The sequence below is a fragment of the Kitasatospora sp. NPDC087315 genome, assembly GCF_044744345.1.
Classification (GTDB): Bacteria; Actinomycetota; Actinomycetes; order Streptomycetales; family Streptomycetaceae; genus Kitasatospora.
The window spans coordinates 1-14,884 of record NZ_JBIUYD010000043.1; the positions used below are offsets into that span (position 1 = coordinate 1).

Genomic DNA, 14,884 nt, shown 5'->3' on the forward strand with positions numbered 1-14,884 from the left:
AGCGCTGGTGCCTCGGCCTCCAGCGCCGGGACAAGGAGAAGGTGCTGCACGGCCGCGAGACCGGCGTCATCAAGCGCCTGCCGCACGGCGAGTTCACCGAGGTGCACGCCCCGCTCACGGCGGCCGAACTGCACCGGCTCACCTCGCACGAGCAGCCCCGACCCCTCGAACTCCCGGCCGCCGTGGACGAGAATGGAGTCGCCCACCCGGCGGGGGCGCTCACCCGCACCCGTGCGAGGCTGTCCCGTGGGCTGTACGGCGAGGGCGCCAGGATCGCCAAGCCCACCGCCGAGGAGTACCGCGAGATCACCGACGGCCAGGGCCACGGGCACTGACGGGCGCTGCCGCCGGCCCTGCGGCGCGGGGCGACGGGGCCCGCACCGCGCCGTACCGCAAGCACCACACCGTAGGCACCGCGCCGCACGACGAGCACCGCACAACAAGCACCGCGCCACGAGCACCGGGTGGACACCGCACCACGGACACCGGCCTGCCCGACCTGGACAAGGGAGGACATCGTGCACGACCGTACCGACCAACTCGCCGACAGCAGATACCTCCTGCTCACCACCTTCGGCGAGGACGGCAGCAAGCTCCGCTCGCAGATCTGGGTGGTCGCCGACGGCCCGGCGCTCGGCATCTGGACCCCCGCCCACTCCGGCGAGGCCGAGCGCATCCGCCGCCACCCCAAGGTGCTCGTCGGCCCGTGCGATGCCCATGGGCGTCCGACCGGCCGGCAGCTCCCCGCCCGCGCGGCGGTCTGCGACGAGGACGCCACCGCGCGCTACCGCACCTCGCTGATCAACAAGTACGGCATGACGGCGCTGATCGCCCTGGCCCGCAGCCGCTTCCGGCTCGGCCTGGCCGGGACGGTCGGCATCCGGATCACGCTCAACGAGCTGGAGCAGCGGCTGATCGGGCCGGAGTGGCAGCTGCCGACGACGTACTGTCCGAACTGAGGCGGCCCGAACCGGGAGGCCCGTCCGGGGTGCGGCGGACCGGGGTGCGGCGGGGGTGTCCCCGTCGCGGACCCGGTCGTCGCGGACCCGGCCTTTCGCGTCAGTCCCCGTCCTCCGGGGCCGTGGCGAGGTCGCCGGGTTCGCACGCCTCCCGTCCGGTGCCGACGTGCACCACCCTGACCACCCGGCCGGGCCCGCCGGGGACGACCTGCTGCTCGTGGCCGCACCGCGGGCAGATCAACGGGATGCCCGGCTTGCGCGGTTCCCGGGCGACGGGCCCGCCGTCGCGGCCCGGTGTCGTCACGTCAGCGGGTGGGTCGGGACCGGGCTGACCTCCTGGATCTCGCCGTGCGCCTTGGTGAGGAGCTGCGAGGCGAGGTCGTTGAGCGCCCGGGCGGCCGCGATCTCCTCGCCGACTCTCAGCTGTTCCGGGTCGGACGGGTGGCGGCTGGTGTAGCCGTGGGCGCGCACTTCCGTGCCGTCCCCGAGCCGTAGCAGGGCGGCGGCGGACGTCCTCGCCCCCTCCTCGCGAAACTCCATCTCGATGTGCCAACCGACGAGAGTCTGCATGGCGGATCACCTCCAACGGTTACTCCTCCAGAGTGCGCCGTACCCAGCGTGAACACCAGGGCAGCGCGATCCGGGGGCGACTTGAACGCGTTCAATCGATGAGCGTAGAGTCACCGCCAGTAGAGTTTGAACGCGTTCAAGATAGCGGGGTGGCAGCGATGGGCCGGGGCACGGCGGAACTGGTCGACCTTCTCGTCCTGCTCGGCATGGGCGCCGTGATCCCGCTCGGCCTCACCCTGATCGACGAACCCGGGCTCGCCCGCGTCCGCCGGTACTGGCCGCTGGCCGCCGTCCCCGGCGCACTCTCGCTCTGGCTGCCGCGCGGCGGCCTCGCGACCGGCAGCGCCCTCCTGTACGCGCTCGGCACCCTCGCCCTCGCCGCCCACGCGCCGCTGCGGCTGGCCCGCACCCGCTCCCTCGCACCACGCGAGACCGCCGTGCTCACCGCGCTCACCACCCCCTCGGTGGCCGGGCTCGCACTGGTCGCCGAACGGTCGGGGTACCGACTGCTCGGCTTCGACCTCGACATCCTGGCGCTGACGGTGCCGCACTTCCACTACGCCGGCTTCACCGCCGCCCTCGTCGCCGGACTGGTCTGCCGGGCCGCACCCGCGAGCGCCGCCGCCCGCTGCGCCGCGCTCAGCGTCCCGCTCGGCACCCTGCTGGTGCTGGCCGGCTACTTCGTCGACGACTGGGCCGAGTTCGCCGGCGCCCTGGTGCTCACCGCCGGGATGTGGCTGACCGGCCTGCTCACCTGGCGCGACCTGCGCACCCGCGCCGCCGACCGGACCACCGCCGCCCTGCTCGCCGTCTCCTCCGCCGTGCTCGTCGCCACCATGCTGCTCGCCCTCTGGTGGGCACTCGGCGAGGCGTCCGGGCTCCCGCACCCCACCCTGGGCTGGATGGCCGCCACCCACGGGGTCGGCAACGCGCTCGGCTTCGCGCTCTGCTCCCTGCTCGCCTGGCGCCGCGTCGGTCACCCCGGTCACCCCGGTCGGCTCGGCCGCTTCGACCCGCTCACCAAGGAAACCGTGTGATGAACACCAGCGACCTCAACTACCCCCAGGTCGGGGCCAGCAGTGCCGTCGACCGGCCGCTGCCCGCCGGCTACAACCACCTGCGCCACCGCGTCCTGATCGGCCACGGCCGCGCCGCGCTGGACGCCGCCGGTGACGCGCTGCTCGGCTGGCGGATGCACCGCGCGGCCGGCGTCCTGGTCACCGCCGAGGCCGACCGGGCCGCCGCCGGAGTCGCCGTCGAGTGCGCCATCGGCCTCGGCCCGCTACGGGCCGGCGCCCCCTGCCGGGTGGTCCGCAGTGACGACGGCCCCGACCGCTACGGCTTCACCTACGGCACCCGCCACGGCCATCTCGCCTGCGGCGAGGAGACGTTCCGGGTCGAGATGGGCCCGGACAAGGCCGTCTGGTTCACCGTCACCGCCTTCAGCCGCCCCGACCGCTGGTTCGCCCGCCTCGCCGGCCCCCTGCTGCCGCTCGGCCAGCGCCTGTTCGCCCGCCGCTGCGGCCGCGTCCTGACCCGGATCGCCTCGGCGGCGGCCGGGCACCGCCCGGAACCGGAGCAATGAGCCGGCATGTTCAAGTCCCACGACGGCGGCCAAGTGGTCAGCTCCGTACTTGGCGCTGGCGTAGGGTTCCTGGCTCATGACCTGCGCGACGAGGTTCATGAACTGGCCGATGCCGGTGCGCGGCTCGGCGCGACCGAACACCCTGGCCCGGTGAACGTCCTGGGCGGCGAGACAGGTCAGGGCGCCGCCGCGGCCGTAGGTGTGGGTTGACCGGCATCACTCTGGCCTTTCCGGGGGTGAGGGTGGGGTGGCACCGGCAGCGGGCCTGGATGGACGTCTTCTCGTCGGCGCTGATCAGGTACTCGTCGTGGCCGAGCGGTTCGCCCTGCCAGGTGCGGGCGTACAGGTCCAGGACGCGGGCGGCCCCGCCACCCGCGCACGGTGTCCACGTGCGGGCCGGTCTCGTGGGCGGTGCGCGCGTCGGAGCGTCCGCGCGCGGCGTGCAGCACGACCTGCGCGCTCATCCGGGCCTGGTGGGGAGTCCCATGACCCCAGGCCGCCTTCTTCGGCCGGTGGCGCTCGGATGCGGTCGGGACGATCGGGCCTGCGGCGGCAACGGGCATGCAGACAAGCCGATCAGAGAAGCGGCTCCTGCCGGCGGGAGTCTGCCGCACCACCCGGCACGGCGACCGGGCAGGATGGGCCGAATGCTCGCCGTCCGGATTCGGCCTGGTCCCCCTCCACCCAAAAACCGCCCGGCGATCGAGCAGGCATGGGGCCCCTGCAAGGACGACCACCGGTCATGTGTGCTCTGGGCTGCTGATTGTGCCGAGCATGTACTCGCCTCATTCTCAGGGCTCGCTCGGTACCAACGGGCCGGCAGCGGGGTTCCCCTCCGCCGCCGGCTCGGCGTAGGACGGCAGTTCGCGCATCCGGCGCAGCGGCGACAGGAAAACGGGCAGGAAGGTGAGCGACCGGCCGACCGCCCCGGCCAGCAGCGTGCCGCGGACGCCGATCGTCGAGCCGAGCAGACCGCCGAGCAGCGCCCCGAAGGGCATCGCGCCCCAGACCAGGAAGCGCATCGTCGCGTTCATCCGGCCGAGCAGCCCGGGCGGGCACAGCGCCTGCCGGAAGCTGACCTGGTTGATGTTGTAGACCACGATGCCCATCCACATCGCGATCTGCGCGACCGCAAGCAGCCCCACCGTCCAGTCGCGCTGCACGAACGGGGTGACCAGCGCGCAGGGTCCGGCGACCGCGCTCGCGATCCAGATGGCCGGGCCCTGGCCGACCTTCGCCGCGAACCGTCCGGCCACCAGTGCGCCAATCAGGCCACCCACCGCCGCGGTCGAGGTGAGCAGGCCGATGACGCCCGGCGAGAGCCGCAGTTGGCGGGCGAGCAGCACGTAGAAGACGGTGGAGATCACCGTACCGAAGAGGTTGGCCGAGCTGGTGCACATGGCGATGGCGCGGAGTATCCGGTTGCCGAGCACGAACCGCAGACCGTCGCGGATCTCCCGAAGCAGGTTGGGGTCGGGGCTGCGCTCGGGGCGCGGCGGCCGGACCTCGATCCGCGTCACCCACGCGGCCGACCACAGGAAGCTCACCGCGTCGACGATCACCGCGTAGGGCGCGGTGAGCGCCTGGATCAGTGCGCCGCCGAGGCTCGGACCCGCGATCTGGCTGACCGACTCGCTGGCCTGGAGCTTCGCGTTGCCCTCGACCAGCAGCTCCCGGTCGATCAGCTGGGGCAGGTAAGACTGGTAGGCCACGTCGAAGAAGACCGTGCTCACCCCGGTGACGAGCGCGACCACGTACAACTGTTCGATCGTCAGCACACCGAGGAGCTGAGCCATCGGGACCCAGACCAACAGGGCGGCCCGAACAAGGTCGTTGACGATCAGCACCCGACGGAAGCGCATCCGCTCCACCCACGCGCCGGCCGGCAAGCCCACTGCCACGAACGCCGCGGTCTCGCACGCCGTCAGCACCCCGACCTGCCAGGTGCTGGCATGCAGCACCAGGATGGCGACGAGAGGAAGGGCCAACTGGCTCACCGTTGTCCCGAACTGACTGACCGTCTCACCGGCCCACAGCCGGCGGAAGTCGGCGTGCCGCCACAGTCCGCCGCAGTCGGCCGGTCGGTCGGGCGAGGGCTCGGGAGCAGTCATGGGGGCCACCATGGAAGAGCGATTGGGTTTTGTCAATCACTCATCCTCCCGGCCCTTCAGTAGACTGCCGACCATGACCGAACGCCGGCCGGCGAGCGACGCGGAGGCGAAGGCGCTCGCCTCCGCACTCCGCCTGCGCATCCTGCGGATTTGCCTCGGCGAGGCGCACACCAACAAGGAGATCGCGGCGATCCTCGGCCGCGATCCCGCCAGCGTGCTGCATCACACCAGGACACTGGTGCGCACCGGTTTTCTGGAGGCCCAGGAGGAGCAACGCGGCGCGCGTGGCGCACGGGAGATTCCCTATCTGGCGACGCGGAAGTCCTGGCAGCTCGATGCGGCCGCGCAGGACCGGTCGATGCTCGACGCGTTCCTGGAGGAGCTGGCCCTGGCCCCCGCGGCCGAGGTCGACAGCACCCGGCTCGGGCTGCGCCTGCCGCCGGCGGAGATGGAGGAGTTCCAGACCCGGCTCCACGCCCTGCTCGAGGAGTTCGCCGCTCGCCCGGACGACCCGGCCGCGCCCGCCTGGTCGCTCTTCATGGTGGTGCACCCCGACCCGAACCGGCCCTGACGATCCGACCACCGGTGGCGGGGACGCTCCGGGTGGTAACGGTCCGGCGTTCGCCGGTACACGGGAAGGCGATCGGGCCGAAGGTCAACGAGCCCTGGACAGAAGAGAGTTCGAGACCGACTTGGCCACCCCAGGACCGGCCGTCCACGCCGATGGCCGCCCCGGCACCGGTGGTCGGATCGGTGGCGGTGGTCGGATCGGTGGCGCTGAACTGCTGGGCGACGGCGAACACCGCGGGGGTGGAACCGGTGGTGACCGCCACGGCCGTGACGGCGGGACCCGCAACCACCGGCGCGGCCGGACGCCCGGCGCGGCGGTTTCCGGGCGTGGTGTGCTTCGCGGTGGATGCGCGCGGATGTGGAACGCCCTCCATGACGGGCGGGGCCGCCGAACACTCGACGAGTCGGCGGGATGCCCTGGAATAGCGGGCGGGCCGCTGCGGTTGTCGCGGGCACATGGCCTGAACCGCCGCCTCGGAAGGGCAGGAATCACGACATGAGCAGCACGGTCGAGCTGACCAAGGAGAACTTCGACGAGATCGTCCCCGGCCAGGATGGCAAGGACTTCGTCTTCATCGACTTCTGGGCCGGCTGGTGCGGCCCGTGCCGGCAGTTCGCCCCGGTGTACGAGAAGGCGGCGGACCGCCACCCCGACTTGGTCTTCGCGAAGGTGGACACCGAGGCGCAGCAGGAGCTGGCCTCCGCCTTCGGCATCCAGTCGATCCCGACGCTGGCGATCATCCGCGAGGGCGTCCTCGTCTTCTCGCAGGCGGGCGCGCTGCCGGAGGCTGTCTTCGAGGACCTGATCGGCCAGGCCCGCAAGCTGGACATGGCCGAGGTGAAGCGCAAGGTGGCGGCGGAGCAGGACGGCCACCCGGTCTGACGGTCCCGCGACGGTGGCCCCGGGGCGGGCAGTTCCCCGGGCCCACCGGCTCGTGCGGTGAGGCGGTGCGGTGCGAGGTGCCGGAACGGGGCAACCGTGGGCGTCGCCCCGGCAGGTCCCGGGCCGGGACGGGCGGACCCTCAGGGTTCACTCATCGGTCCTCGGTCTCATTTCTCGGTCCGCACTCCTCGCTCCAGGCCGTCAGCCGGGCGGCGAGGGCCCGTACCTCCGCGCGCAGCGCATCCGGACGGCGGACGGTGAACGGCCAGCCGAGGCCGGCCAGCATCACCGCCACGCCGTCGAGGTTCTGGGCCCGGGCGCGCAGCAGGACCCGCCCGCCCCCGGTCGGGGTGAGCGTCCCGGCGGCGGGCGGGATGCGGTGCCGGGCCTCGGCGAGGGTGGTCGTGAGGACCACCTCCACCTCGTGCGTCCACGGCACCGAGGCCAGCGACTCCACCACCCGCTGGACCGGGTCGAAGCCCTCCGGCGCCTCGAAGCCGGCCTCACGCGGCTCGGCGGCCTCGATCCGGTCCAGCCGGAAGGTGCGCAGTTCGCCGCTGCGGTGGTCGAGGCCGGTGGTGTACCAGCGCCCCGAGTGAAAGACCAGGCCGTACGGGTCGAACTCGCGCTCGCTCGGCTCGCCCGTACGGTCCCGGTACGCCAGCGCGACCCGGCGCCGCCGCCGGGCCGCCTCGGCCAGCGTGAACAGGGCCGCGGCGGCCGGGCTGGGACCGGCGGCGGGCGCCGAGGTCAGCCCCAGCGTCTGCTCCACCGCCGCGACCCGCTCGCGCAGCTGCGCCGGCAGCACCCGCCGGATCTTGGCGAGCGCCGTCTCGGCGGCCTGCTCCCCCACCGAGAGCCCGGAGCTTCGCCCGGCCAGCAGCCCGAGGACCACCGAGGCCGCTTCGTCCCCGGTCAGCATCAGCGGCGGCAGGCGGTAGCCGGGCAGCAGCCGGTAGCCGCCGTAGCGGCCGCGGTCGGCCCGTACCGGGATGCCGAGGTCCACCAGCCGGGCTGCGTAGCGGCGGACGGTGCGTTCGTCCACCGCCAGCCGCTCGGCCAGCTCGGCGCCGGTCAGCCCGGGTCGGGCCTGAAGCAGCTCCAGCAGGGCGAGGACGCGGCTGACCGGATGATCCATCGGCTCACCGTTCTCCGTTCGGGTCGTCGGGGTCGGGCGGGGTCGGGCGGGGCCGTCCCGGTTGACCGGATTCGATCAGAGGTGATCAGAAGTGAGCGAGGCTTATCCGGGCGGGTCCTGTCCGGATTCGATCCTAGAGTCATGGACGACAGCAGTCCTGCGGTGAGCGGTCCGCGGCGAGCAGTCCCGGCACGGTGCGCGCGAGCGGGTTCGTGGCGAGTGGTTCGCGGCGAGTGGTTCGCGGCGAGCGGCCCCGGGGCGGACCGCGAAGAGCCGTCCTGAGAAGGAGCGATCCCCGATGAGCACATTCGTACTGGTCCCCGGCTTCTGGCTCGGCGCCTGGGCATGGGACGCGGTGGCCGAGCCGCTGCGCGCGGCCGGGCACACCGTCCACCCGGTGAGCCTCACCGGCGTCGCCGAGCGCGTCGGCGAGGGCGGGCCCGAGGTCGGGCTGGAGACCCATATCGCCGATCTGACCGGCCTGTTGACCCGCGAGGATCTGTGGGATGTGGTGCTGGTCGGACACAGCGGCGGGGGTGCCCCGGTCACCGGCGCGGCCGACCGGTTGCCCGAGCGCATCCGGCGCGTCGTCTACCTCGACAGCGGCCCGCTGCTCGACGGCGCCTCCCTGGGCGACGTCTGGCAGCCCGACCACCGGGCCCGCGCCGAGGCGTCCCTCGTCGACGGCTGGCGCCACCCGATGCCGTCCTGGGCGGAGTTGGCGGCCTCCGGTTCGAGTCTCACCGGTCTGGACGAGGCCACCCTCGCCCGCATTCGCGAACGGGCCACCGACGAACCCGCCGGCGCGTTCACCGAGCCGCTGCGACTGACCGGCGGAGGGGATCGGCTGCCGAAGGCCCTGGTCTCCTGCTCCTTCCCGCTGGAGCAGGTCCGCTCCATGATCGCCTCCGGCCACCCGTACTTCACCGCGCTCGGCGGACCCGAGTGGGAGCTGCGTGAACTGCCGACCGGGCACTGGCCGATGTTCTCCCGCCCGGCGGACACGGCCGCGGTGCTGGCGGAGCTCGCGGAGGTGGCGGGGCCGGCGGGGCCGACGGGGCCCACGGTGAGCTGAGCGGGCCGACGCGCCGGTCGGTGTGCGGGGCCCTGCGTTCGTCCGCGTGTTCGCCTGCGCGGACCGCCCCCGGCATCGCAGGATGGGCACGGCGTCGGCACCCGGCACGGCGCCGACCGGTCACCGGTCACCGGCCATCGAGAGTCGAGCCGGCCGGGAGTGAGGGTGAGCCCGCGATGAACCAGATCCCGACCAGTACGGCCGTCCCCGAGGCCGTGCCGGAGTTCCGGCGGGTCACCACCGCCGTGGTGACCGGCGGCAGCGCCGATGCCCCGTACCACGTGGAGGTGAAGGCGGGCACGCACCTGCTGACCGCCGACGAACCGGTGCGCCGAGGCGGTTCGGACAGCGGGCCGGAGCCGTTCGCGCTGCTGCTCGCCTCACTCGGCTCCTGCACCGCGATCACCCTGCGGATGTACGCGGAGCGCAAGGAGTGGCCGTTGGAGGCCGTCCGGGTCAGGCTCGGATACGAGACGGACGGGCGCACCGGCCGGGTCTCGCGCCGGGTCGCGTTCACCGGCGCACTCGACGACGCCCAGCGCGCCCGACTGCTCGACATCTGCGAGCGCACACCCGTCACCCTCGCCCTGCGGGCCGGGGTGGCCATCGAGACCACGGAGGACCGCGCATGACGACCACACCCGAGGAGTACGACGTCATCGTGGTGGGCGCGGGCCCCCCCGGTGAGAACGTGGCCGGTCGGACCGCCGCCGCCGGGCTCCGCACGGTGATCGTGGAGAGCGAGCTGGTCGGCGGCGAGTGCTCGTACTGGGCCTGTATGCCGAGCAAGGCGCTGCTGCGCCCGGTGGCCGCGCTGGCCGAGGCCCGTGCGGTGGCCGGTTCGCGGGAGGCCGTCGGTCCCCGCGCGCTGGACGCGGCGGCCGTGCTGGCCAGGCGCGACTCCTTCACCTCGCACTGGCAGGACGACGGCCAGGTGCGGTGGCTCCGCGACAACGGCATCGAGCTGGCACGCGGCCACGGCCGGCTGGCCGGCGAGCGGGCCGTCACCGTCGAGGCGGACGACGGCAGCGAGCGGCTGCTCACCGCCCGGCACGCCGTCGCGATCTGTACCGGCAGCCGGCCGGTGCTGCCGCAGAACGTTCCCGGGCTGCACGAGGCCCGGCCGTGGACCAACCGGGAGGCGACCGCCTCGCCCACCGTGCCGGCCCGGCTGGCGGTGGTCGGCGGCGGGGTGGTCGGGGTGGAGATGGCCACCGCCTGGCGGGCGCTCGGCTCCGAGGTCGTGCTGCTGGTGCGCGGCGGCGGCCTGCTGCCCCGGATGGAGCCCTTCGCCGGCGAGCTGGTGGCGGAGGGTCTGCGGGCGGCCGGAGTGGACGTCCGGTTCGGGACGGAGGTCGCCTCGCTGGAGCGCGCGGAGGGCCCCGGGCCCGTCACGCTGGTCCTCGGTGACGGCGAGCGACTGACCGCCGACGAGGTCCTGTACGCCACCGGCCGCGCACCGCGCACCGCCGATGTCGGGCTGGAGCAGGTCGGGCTGAAGCCCGGCAGCTGGCTGGACGTGGACGACAGCTGCACCGTGCTCGGCGTCGCCGACGACTGGCTGTACGCGGTCGGGGACGTCAACCACCGTGCGCTGCTCACCCATCAGGGCAAGTACCAGGCGCGCATCGCGGGCGCGGCGATCGTGGCCCGCGTCGAAGGGCGTGCACTGGACACCTCGCGTTGGGGCGCGCACGCCGCTTCGGCCGACAGCGCCGGGGCGCCACAGGTCGTCTTCACCCATCCGGAGGTCGCGTCCGTCGGCCTGACGCTGGCCGCCGCCGAGCAGGCGGGCCTGCGGGTCAAGACGGTCGACCACGACCTCGGCGCGGTCGCCGGCGCCTCGCTGTACGGCGACGACTACCGGGGCAAGGCCAGGGTCCTCTTCGACCTCGACCGGGAGGTGCTGGTCGGTGCCTCCTTCGTCGGCCCCGGGGTCGCCGAGCTGCTGCACTCGGCGACGGTCGCGGTGGTCGGCGAGGTGCCGATCGACCGGCTCTGGCACGCGGTGCCCGCGTACCCGACGATCAGCGAGGTGTGGCTGCGGCTGCTGGAGGACTGCCGGGGCTGAGGCGCGGGCCGCCCCGGCACGACTCCGGTCGGGCCGGGGCCTGCGGCCGGGCCGCGTCGGTGGGGCGGTCGGGAGGGCGCGGTCCTCCCGACGGCATGGCGAGATGTGGCCGAGGATCTCCGGCGGGACACTGGCCGATAAGGGGGTGTCCCGGTGGGGGCCGTTTCGCCGACCAGGTGGTGTGTGGAATGACCGAGGTCCTGTTGGCCGTCGGAACCGAGAAAGGCCTCTTTCTCGGCCGCAGCCGCGACCGGCTGAACTGGGAGTTCAGCGGGCCGCACTTCCGAATGAACGCGATCTACTCCGTTTCCGTCGACCGCCGCGACGGCCGGGTCAGACTGCTGGTCGGTGCCGACAGCAGCCACTGGGGCCCGTCGGTCTGGCGCTCGGACGACCTCGGCACGAGCTGGTTCGAGCCGCCGAAGCCCGCGATCCGCTTCCCCGAGCACACCGGCGCCTCGCTCACCCGGGTCTGGCAGCTCCAGCCGGCCGGCGCCGAGGCACCCGGCGTGGTCTACGCGGGCACCGAACCCGCCGCGCTGTTCCGCTCCGAGGACGGCGGTGAGAGCTTCGAACTGGTCGAATCGCTCTGGTCCCACCCGCAGCGGGCCCAGTGGGGCGCCGGCTACGGCGGTCAGGGCCTGCACACCGTCCTCACCGACCCGCGCGACCCCGAACGGCTGCTGGTCGCCGTCTCCAGCGGGGGCGTCTACCGCAGCAAGGACGGCGGCGACAGCTGGCAGCCGTCGAACACCGGCCTGCGCGCCGAGTTCTTCCCCGAGGAGAGCCAGTACCCCGAGTTCGGCCAGTGCGTGCACAAGATCGCCCGGGACGCCGTCAACCCCGACCGCCTCTACCTGCAGAACCACGGCGGCGTCTACCGCAGCGACGACGCGGGTGCGAACTGGCGGTTCATCGCCGACGGCCTGCCCGCCAACTTCGGCTTCGCCGTCGCCGCCCACCCGCGCCGCGCCGACACCGCGTACCTGTTCCCGCTCGGCGGCGCCGACGACCGGATCCCGCCCGGCCGCCGCTGCCGCGTCTTCCGCACCGAGGACGGCGGCGGCAGCTGGCAGTCCCTCGCCAACGGCCTGCCCGGCGAGGACCACTACGGCATCGTCCTGCGCGACGCCCTGCGCACCGACGACGCCGAACCGGCCGGCATCTACTTCGGCAACCGCACCGGCGATGTCTACGGCAGCCACGACGAGGGCGAGAACTGGTCGCTGCTCGTCTCCCACCTGCCGGACGTGCTCTGCGTACGGGCCGCGGTGGTCGCGGGCTGAGGACGGCGGAGCCGCGGTGGTGACGGAGGTCGATCCGGGGTGTCAGGCCCGGGTGGGCAGAACGCGCTTCCCACTTCTCGCGGGTCCTTGCGAGGATCCTCGGTGTGGCCCAGTTCTCCGTAGACCGCGACAGCGGTGACCATCCTTTCTCCGAGATCGGCGACCCCGTCCTGGCCGTCGCCGACAAGCGGCGTGGCCTGCTTGCGGTGGCGGGCGCGCACGAGTACGACGAAGCGAAGACGATCGGCGTCTTCAGCGTCACCGACCGCGCTCGCCGCCGCTGGCTCCTGCGCTCCGACTTCCCTGTGCACGCGATGGCTTTCCACCCGTCCCTTTCCCTGCTCGCTGTGGGGTCCGGCGAGTACGACGGTGGCTACCACTTCGAGGGGGAGCTCCTTCTCGTCCACCTGGAGACCGGCACCGTGCTGTCGCTGATCGAGCACGACTTCGGCCGGCAGGTCCTCGGGCTGGAATGGCTGAACGACCGGGACCTTCGCGTCCTGATGGCGCCTCCCGACGACTGGGAGGACGAAGAAGCCCACGTGGAAGGCCACGTCGCCGTGGTGAGCCGCGTCGACTGGACCGCTGTCGGCGCCAAGTCCCTCACTGGCCGGGACCTGGCAGGCCCGCGGGTGCCGGTGCCCCGCCCGGACGGCCGTACGGCTGCCCGGCACGTGGTCGCCGGGCTGATGTCGCCGCAGAAGCGGCGACATCACGCGATCTGAGCGGGAGCACCGTTCCAGTGGGCTCGAATACGCTCAACAGCCGGGCGCCGCAAGCGGCTCAGGTGTCGTACTCGCCGTCCCACGGGGCGTGGAAGCCGAGGCCGTCCGGGTAGAGCTCCGCCCAGTCGCCCTCGGCTTCGCCCTCGCTGTCGCCCGCGCCGTGCTGTTCCACGACCAGGCCGAAGAGGCACCCCTCCTCGTGCACGGCGAAGGGCGCGATCGCGATGTCGCCGTACGTGCGATCCGGCAGTTCGTCCAGCCACTGGTCCAGCAGCTCGCAAGCGACGTCGATCACCTGCCGCTCGCCGTCCGCCGTCGTGCCCGTGCACCGTATCCGGGAGCCCAGGTGCTGCCCGGCCTCGTCGAACCGGTGCAGCACGGCGAACCAGCGCTTGTTCTCCGGCCAGTCCTTGCCGGACCACCCTTCGGGGAAGGCGGCCGTGACCGAACCGAAGAACTGCCCGCCCAGGCAGTGGCCGATGGTACTGGTCCGGTAGTCGGGCTCGCACTTGACCGGGATCACGGAAGGGACGCTCATGGCACGAAGCTATGAAGCCCCTCTGACAATCGGGCCGTGCCCTGCCCTGGTCAGCGCAGGGTGCGGAAGAACGTCCGGATGTCGGCGACGAGCAGGTCCGGAGCCTGGAGGGAAGCGAAGTGGCCGCCGGTGTCGTACGCGGACCAGTGAGTGATGGTGTTCGACAGCTCCGCCAGGCCCCGGACGGCCCGGTCACCGAGAAACGTCGCCACCCCGGTCGGCACGCCGGACGGTGCCGACCGGCCCCAGCCGTCGGCGGCGATCTCCCGGTAGAGACGGGCGGCGGAGCCTGCGGTGCCGGTGACCCAGAAGGCGGTCACATTGGTCAGCACGGCGTCGCGGGCGGGCAGCGGCTGTCGGGTCGCGGTCGGGTCGTGGTCGACGAACCATTCGAGGTTCCAGGCCAGTTGGCCGACAGGTGAGTCGTTCAGCGCGTAGGCCACGGTCTGCGGGCGGGTGCCCATCTGGGTGGCGTAGCCGGAGTGGGCGTACCACCACCGCTGGTTACGCCGCGCCTGCTCGCGCTCGTCGTCGGTGAGCAGGTCGAGTTCGGCCGGGTCCACCGGAGACGAGGCGTTGGGCGGCCCGTTGAGGTGGACGCCGAGGACGTTCTCCGGCGCGAGGCGGGCGAGTTCGGGCGAGACGATGGCGCCGAAGTCGCCGCCCTGGGCACCGTAGCGGTCGTAGCCGAGGCGGCTCATCAGCTCCGCCCAGGCGCGGGCGATCCGCCGGGTGCCCCAGCCGGTCTCCCCGGTCGGCCCGGAGTAGGCGAAGCCGGGGAGCGACGGCGCCACGACGTGGAAGGCGTCCGCCGGATCCCCGCCGTGCGCCCGGGGGTCCGTGAGCGGGCCGATGATGCCGGCGAAGTCGTGCACGGTGCTCGGCCAGCCGTGCGTGATGATCAGCGGCGTCGCCTCCGGCTCCGGCGAACGGACGTGCAGGAAGTGCACGTTCTGGCCGTCGATGCCGGTGGTGAACTGTGGGAACGCGTTGAGCCTGGCCTCGTGCACCCGCCAGTCGTAACCGTCCGCCCAGTACCCGGCGAGTTCCCTCAGATACGGCAGCGCGACGCCGTAGTCCCAGCCCACGCCGGGCAGTTCGTCCGGCCAGCGGGTACGGGCGAGGCGCAGACGCAGCTCGTCGAGCTCGGCCTGCGGGACGTCGATCCGGAAGGGGGTGATGTGCATGCGGCCACCGTAGGGATCATGTAGGTCGGCCGGTGACCGCCATACGGGCCGGCCCGGGCCGGTCAGGTCTTCCCCGGGTGCCGGGCGCCGGGTGCCGGGTGCCGGGTGCCGGGTGCCGGGCGAGGCCGGCCCGCCTCACCAGGTGGCGACCTCGGGACGGATCCGGGGCAGTGCCCAGGGCTCCAG

17 protein-coding genes and 1 pseudogene are annotated in these 14,884 nt (G+C 73.2%); 12 read left to right on the forward strand and 6 right to left on the reverse strand.

Annotated features, from left to right (window positions below; translation table 11 throughout):
- A pseudogene (locus ACIO5D_RS37055) lies at positions 1 to 335 on the forward strand (ubiquinol-cytochrome c reductase cytochrome b subunit); the annotation flags it as partial.
- Between the two features lie 183 nt (positions 336 to 518).
- Positions 519 to 959, forward strand: a complete 441-nt coding sequence (locus ACIO5D_RS37060) for a PPOX class F420-dependent oxidoreductase (protein ID WP_363614373.1) — start codon at positions 519 to 521, stop codon at positions 957 to 959.
- 100 nt (positions 960 to 1,059) lie between these two features.
- On the opposite strand, the gene ACIO5D_RS37065 is transcribed toward ACIO5D_RS37060, so the two are convergent.
- Both ACIO5D_RS37065 and ACIO5D_RS37070 read right to left on the reverse strand, forming a co-directional pair.
- The gene (locus tag ACIO5D_RS37065) at positions 1,060 to 1,263 is read right to left on the reverse strand and encodes a hypothetical protein (RefSeq protein WP_363614371.1); all 204 of its coding nucleotides are present in this window, start codon (positions 1,261 to 1,263) and stop codon (positions 1,060 to 1,062) included.
- Positions 1,260 to 1,529, reverse strand: coding sequence for a DUF1876 domain-containing protein (locus tag ACIO5D_RS37070; protein ID WP_363614369.1), 270 nt, complete (start codon positions 1,527 to 1,529; stop codon positions 1,260 to 1,262). Before ACIO5D_RS37070 ends, ACIO5D_RS37065 begins: the two co-directional genes overlap by 4 nt.
- A gap of 158 nt (positions 1,530 to 1,687) precedes the next feature.
- Between ACIO5D_RS37070 and ACIO5D_RS37075 the strand changes: the two genes are divergently transcribed.
- From ACIO5D_RS37075 to ACIO5D_RS37085, 3 genes are read left to right on the forward strand one after another with little or no spacing between them, the layout of a single operon-like run.
- Positions 1,688 to 2,566, forward strand: coding sequence for a YndJ family protein (locus ACIO5D_RS37075; protein WP_400660101.1), 879 nt, complete (start codon positions 1,688 to 1,690; stop codon positions 2,564 to 2,566).
- Complete coding sequence (locus ACIO5D_RS37080) at positions 2,566 to 3,114, forward strand: DUF1990 family protein (RefSeq protein ID WP_400800626.1); 549 nt, start codon at positions 2,566 to 2,568, stop codon at positions 3,112 to 3,114. The genes ACIO5D_RS37075 and ACIO5D_RS37080 overlap by 1 nt, the downstream gene beginning before the upstream one ends.
- A gap of 6 nt (positions 3,115 to 3,120) precedes the next feature.
- Complete coding sequence (locus tag ACIO5D_RS37085) at positions 3,121 to 3,324, forward strand: hypothetical protein (protein WP_400660096.1); 204 nt, start codon at positions 3,121 to 3,123, stop codon at positions 3,322 to 3,324.
- Positions 3,325 to 3,905: 581 nt separating this feature from the next.
- Here ACIO5D_RS37085 and ACIO5D_RS37090 read toward each other — a convergent pair.
- Entirely contained in the window at positions 3,906 to 5,225 is a 1,320-nt protein-coding gene (locus ACIO5D_RS37090; RefSeq protein ID WP_400660093.1) for an MFS transporter, read from the reverse strand.
- 73 nt (positions 5,226 to 5,298) lie between these two features.
- Here ACIO5D_RS37090 and ACIO5D_RS37095 point away from each other — a divergent pair, with 73 nt between their 5' ends.
- On the forward strand, positions 5,299 to 5,796 hold the full coding sequence (locus ACIO5D_RS37095; protein WP_400660090.1) for an ArsR/SmtB family transcription factor: 498 nt from the start codon (positions 5,299 to 5,301) through the stop codon (positions 5,794 to 5,796).
- Positions 5,797 to 6,291: 495 nt separating this feature from the next.
- On the forward strand, positions 6,292 to 6,678 hold the full coding sequence (locus ACIO5D_RS37100; protein ID WP_363614363.1) for a thioredoxin domain-containing protein: 387 nt from the start codon (positions 6,292 to 6,294) through the stop codon (positions 6,676 to 6,678).
- 151 nt (positions 6,679 to 6,829) lie between these two features.
- On the opposite strand, the gene ACIO5D_RS37105 is transcribed toward ACIO5D_RS37100, so the two are convergent.
- On the reverse strand, positions 6,830 to 7,816 hold the full coding sequence (locus ACIO5D_RS37105) for a YafY family protein (RefSeq protein WP_363614361.1): 987 nt from the start codon (positions 7,814 to 7,816) through the stop codon (positions 6,830 to 6,832).
- 298 nt (positions 7,817 to 8,114) lie between these two features.
- Here ACIO5D_RS37105 and ACIO5D_RS37110 point away from each other — a divergent pair, with 298 nt between their 5' ends.
- From ACIO5D_RS37110 to ACIO5D_RS37130, 5 genes are all read left to right on the forward strand, one after another.
- Complete coding sequence (locus tag ACIO5D_RS37110) at positions 8,115 to 8,891, forward strand: alpha/beta fold hydrolase (RefSeq protein WP_400800629.1); 777 nt, start codon at positions 8,115 to 8,117, stop codon at positions 8,889 to 8,891.
- 176 nt (positions 8,892 to 9,067) lie between these two features.
- Complete coding sequence (locus ACIO5D_RS37115; protein WP_400800631.1) at positions 9,068 to 9,523, forward strand: OsmC family protein; 456 nt, start codon at positions 9,068 to 9,070, stop codon at positions 9,521 to 9,523.
- Positions 9,520 to 10,962, forward strand: a complete 1,443-nt coding sequence (locus ACIO5D_RS37120; RefSeq protein ID WP_400660078.1) for a dihydrolipoyl dehydrogenase family protein — start codon at positions 9,520 to 9,522, stop codon at positions 10,960 to 10,962. The genes ACIO5D_RS37115 and ACIO5D_RS37120 overlap by 4 nt, the downstream gene beginning before the upstream one ends.
- Positions 10,963 to 11,150: 188 nt before the next feature.
- The gene (locus tag ACIO5D_RS37125; protein WP_400800634.1) at positions 11,151 to 12,248 is read left to right on the forward strand and encodes a WD40/YVTN/BNR-like repeat-containing protein; all 1,098 of its coding nucleotides are present in this window, start codon (positions 11,151 to 11,153) and stop codon (positions 12,246 to 12,248) included.
- 104 nt (positions 12,249 to 12,352) lie between these two features.
- A complete protein-coding gene (locus ACIO5D_RS37130) occupies positions 12,353 to 12,973 on the forward strand; it encodes a hypothetical protein (protein ID WP_400660073.1) in 621 nt (206 codons plus the stop codon).
- 58 nt (positions 12,974 to 13,031) lie between these two features.
- On the opposite strand, the gene ACIO5D_RS37135 is transcribed toward ACIO5D_RS37130, so the two are convergent.
- The gene (locus tag ACIO5D_RS37135; RefSeq protein WP_400660070.1) at positions 13,032 to 13,511 is read right to left on the reverse strand and encodes a hypothetical protein; all 480 of its coding nucleotides are present in this window, start codon (positions 13,509 to 13,511) and stop codon (positions 13,032 to 13,034) included.
- 50 nt (positions 13,512 to 13,561) lie between these two features.
- On the reverse strand, positions 13,562 to 14,698 hold the full coding sequence (locus ACIO5D_RS37140) for an epoxide hydrolase family protein (protein ID WP_400800636.1): 1,137 nt from the start codon (positions 14,696 to 14,698) through the stop codon (positions 13,562 to 13,564).
- Between the last annotated feature and the right edge of the window lie 186 nt (positions 14,699 to 14,884).

What these genes read in the sequence shown, in the direction of transcription:
- ACIO5D_RS37115 (WP_400800631.1), top strand. Translation starts at nt 9,068, where the DNA reads ATGAACCAGATCCCGACCAGTACGGCCGTCCCCGAGGCCGTGCCGGAG.
- ACIO5D_RS37100 (WP_363614363.1), top strand. Translation starts at nt 6,292, where the DNA reads ATGAGCAGCACGGTCGAGCTGACCAAGGAGAACTTCGACGAGATCGTC.
- ACIO5D_RS37135 (WP_400660070.1), bottom strand. Translation starts at nt 13,511, where the DNA reads ATGAGCGTCCCTTCCGTGATCCCGGTCAAGTGCGAGCCCGACTACCGG.
- ACIO5D_RS37080 (WP_400800626.1), top strand. Translation starts at nt 2,566, where the DNA reads ATGAACACCAGCGACCTCAACTACCCCCAGGTCGGGGCCAGCAGTGCC.
- ACIO5D_RS37110 (WP_400800629.1), top strand. Translation starts at nt 8,115, where the DNA reads ATGAGCACATTCGTACTGGTCCCCGGCTTCTGGCTCGGCGCCTGGGCA.
- ACIO5D_RS37095 (WP_400660090.1), top strand. Translation starts at nt 5,299, where the DNA reads ATGACCGAACGCCGGCCGGCGAGCGACGCGGAGGCGAAGGCGCTCGCC.
- ACIO5D_RS37140 (WP_400800636.1), bottom strand. Translation starts at nt 14,698, where the DNA reads ATGCACATCACCCCCTTCCGGATCGACGTCCCGCAGGCCGAGCTCGAC.
- ACIO5D_RS37125 (WP_400800634.1), top strand. Translation starts at nt 11,151, where the DNA reads ATGACCGAGGTCCTGTTGGCCGTCGGAACCGAGAAAGGCCTCTTTCTC.
- ACIO5D_RS37090 (WP_400660093.1), bottom strand. Translation starts at nt 5,225, where the DNA reads ATGACTGCTCCCGAGCCCTCGCCCGACCGACCGGCCGACTGCGGCGGA.
- ACIO5D_RS37105 (WP_363614361.1), bottom strand. Translation starts at nt 7,816, where the DNA reads ATGGATCATCCGGTCAGCCGCGTCCTCGCCCTGCTGGAGCTGCTTCAG.
- ACIO5D_RS37085 (WP_400660096.1), top strand. Translation starts at nt 3,121, where the DNA reads ATGTTCAAGTCCCACGACGGCGGCCAAGTGGTCAGCTCCGTACTTGGC.
- ACIO5D_RS37120 (WP_400660078.1), top strand. Translation starts at nt 9,520, where the DNA reads ATGACGACCACACCCGAGGAGTACGACGTCATCGTGGTGGGCGCGGGC.
- ACIO5D_RS37075 (WP_400660101.1), top strand. Translation starts at nt 1,688, where the DNA reads ATGGGCCGGGGCACGGCGGAACTGGTCGACCTTCTCGTCCTGCTCGGC.
- ACIO5D_RS37070 (WP_363614369.1), bottom strand. Translation starts at nt 1,529, where the DNA reads ATGCAGACTCTCGTCGGTTGGCACATCGAGATGGAGTTTCGCGAGGAG.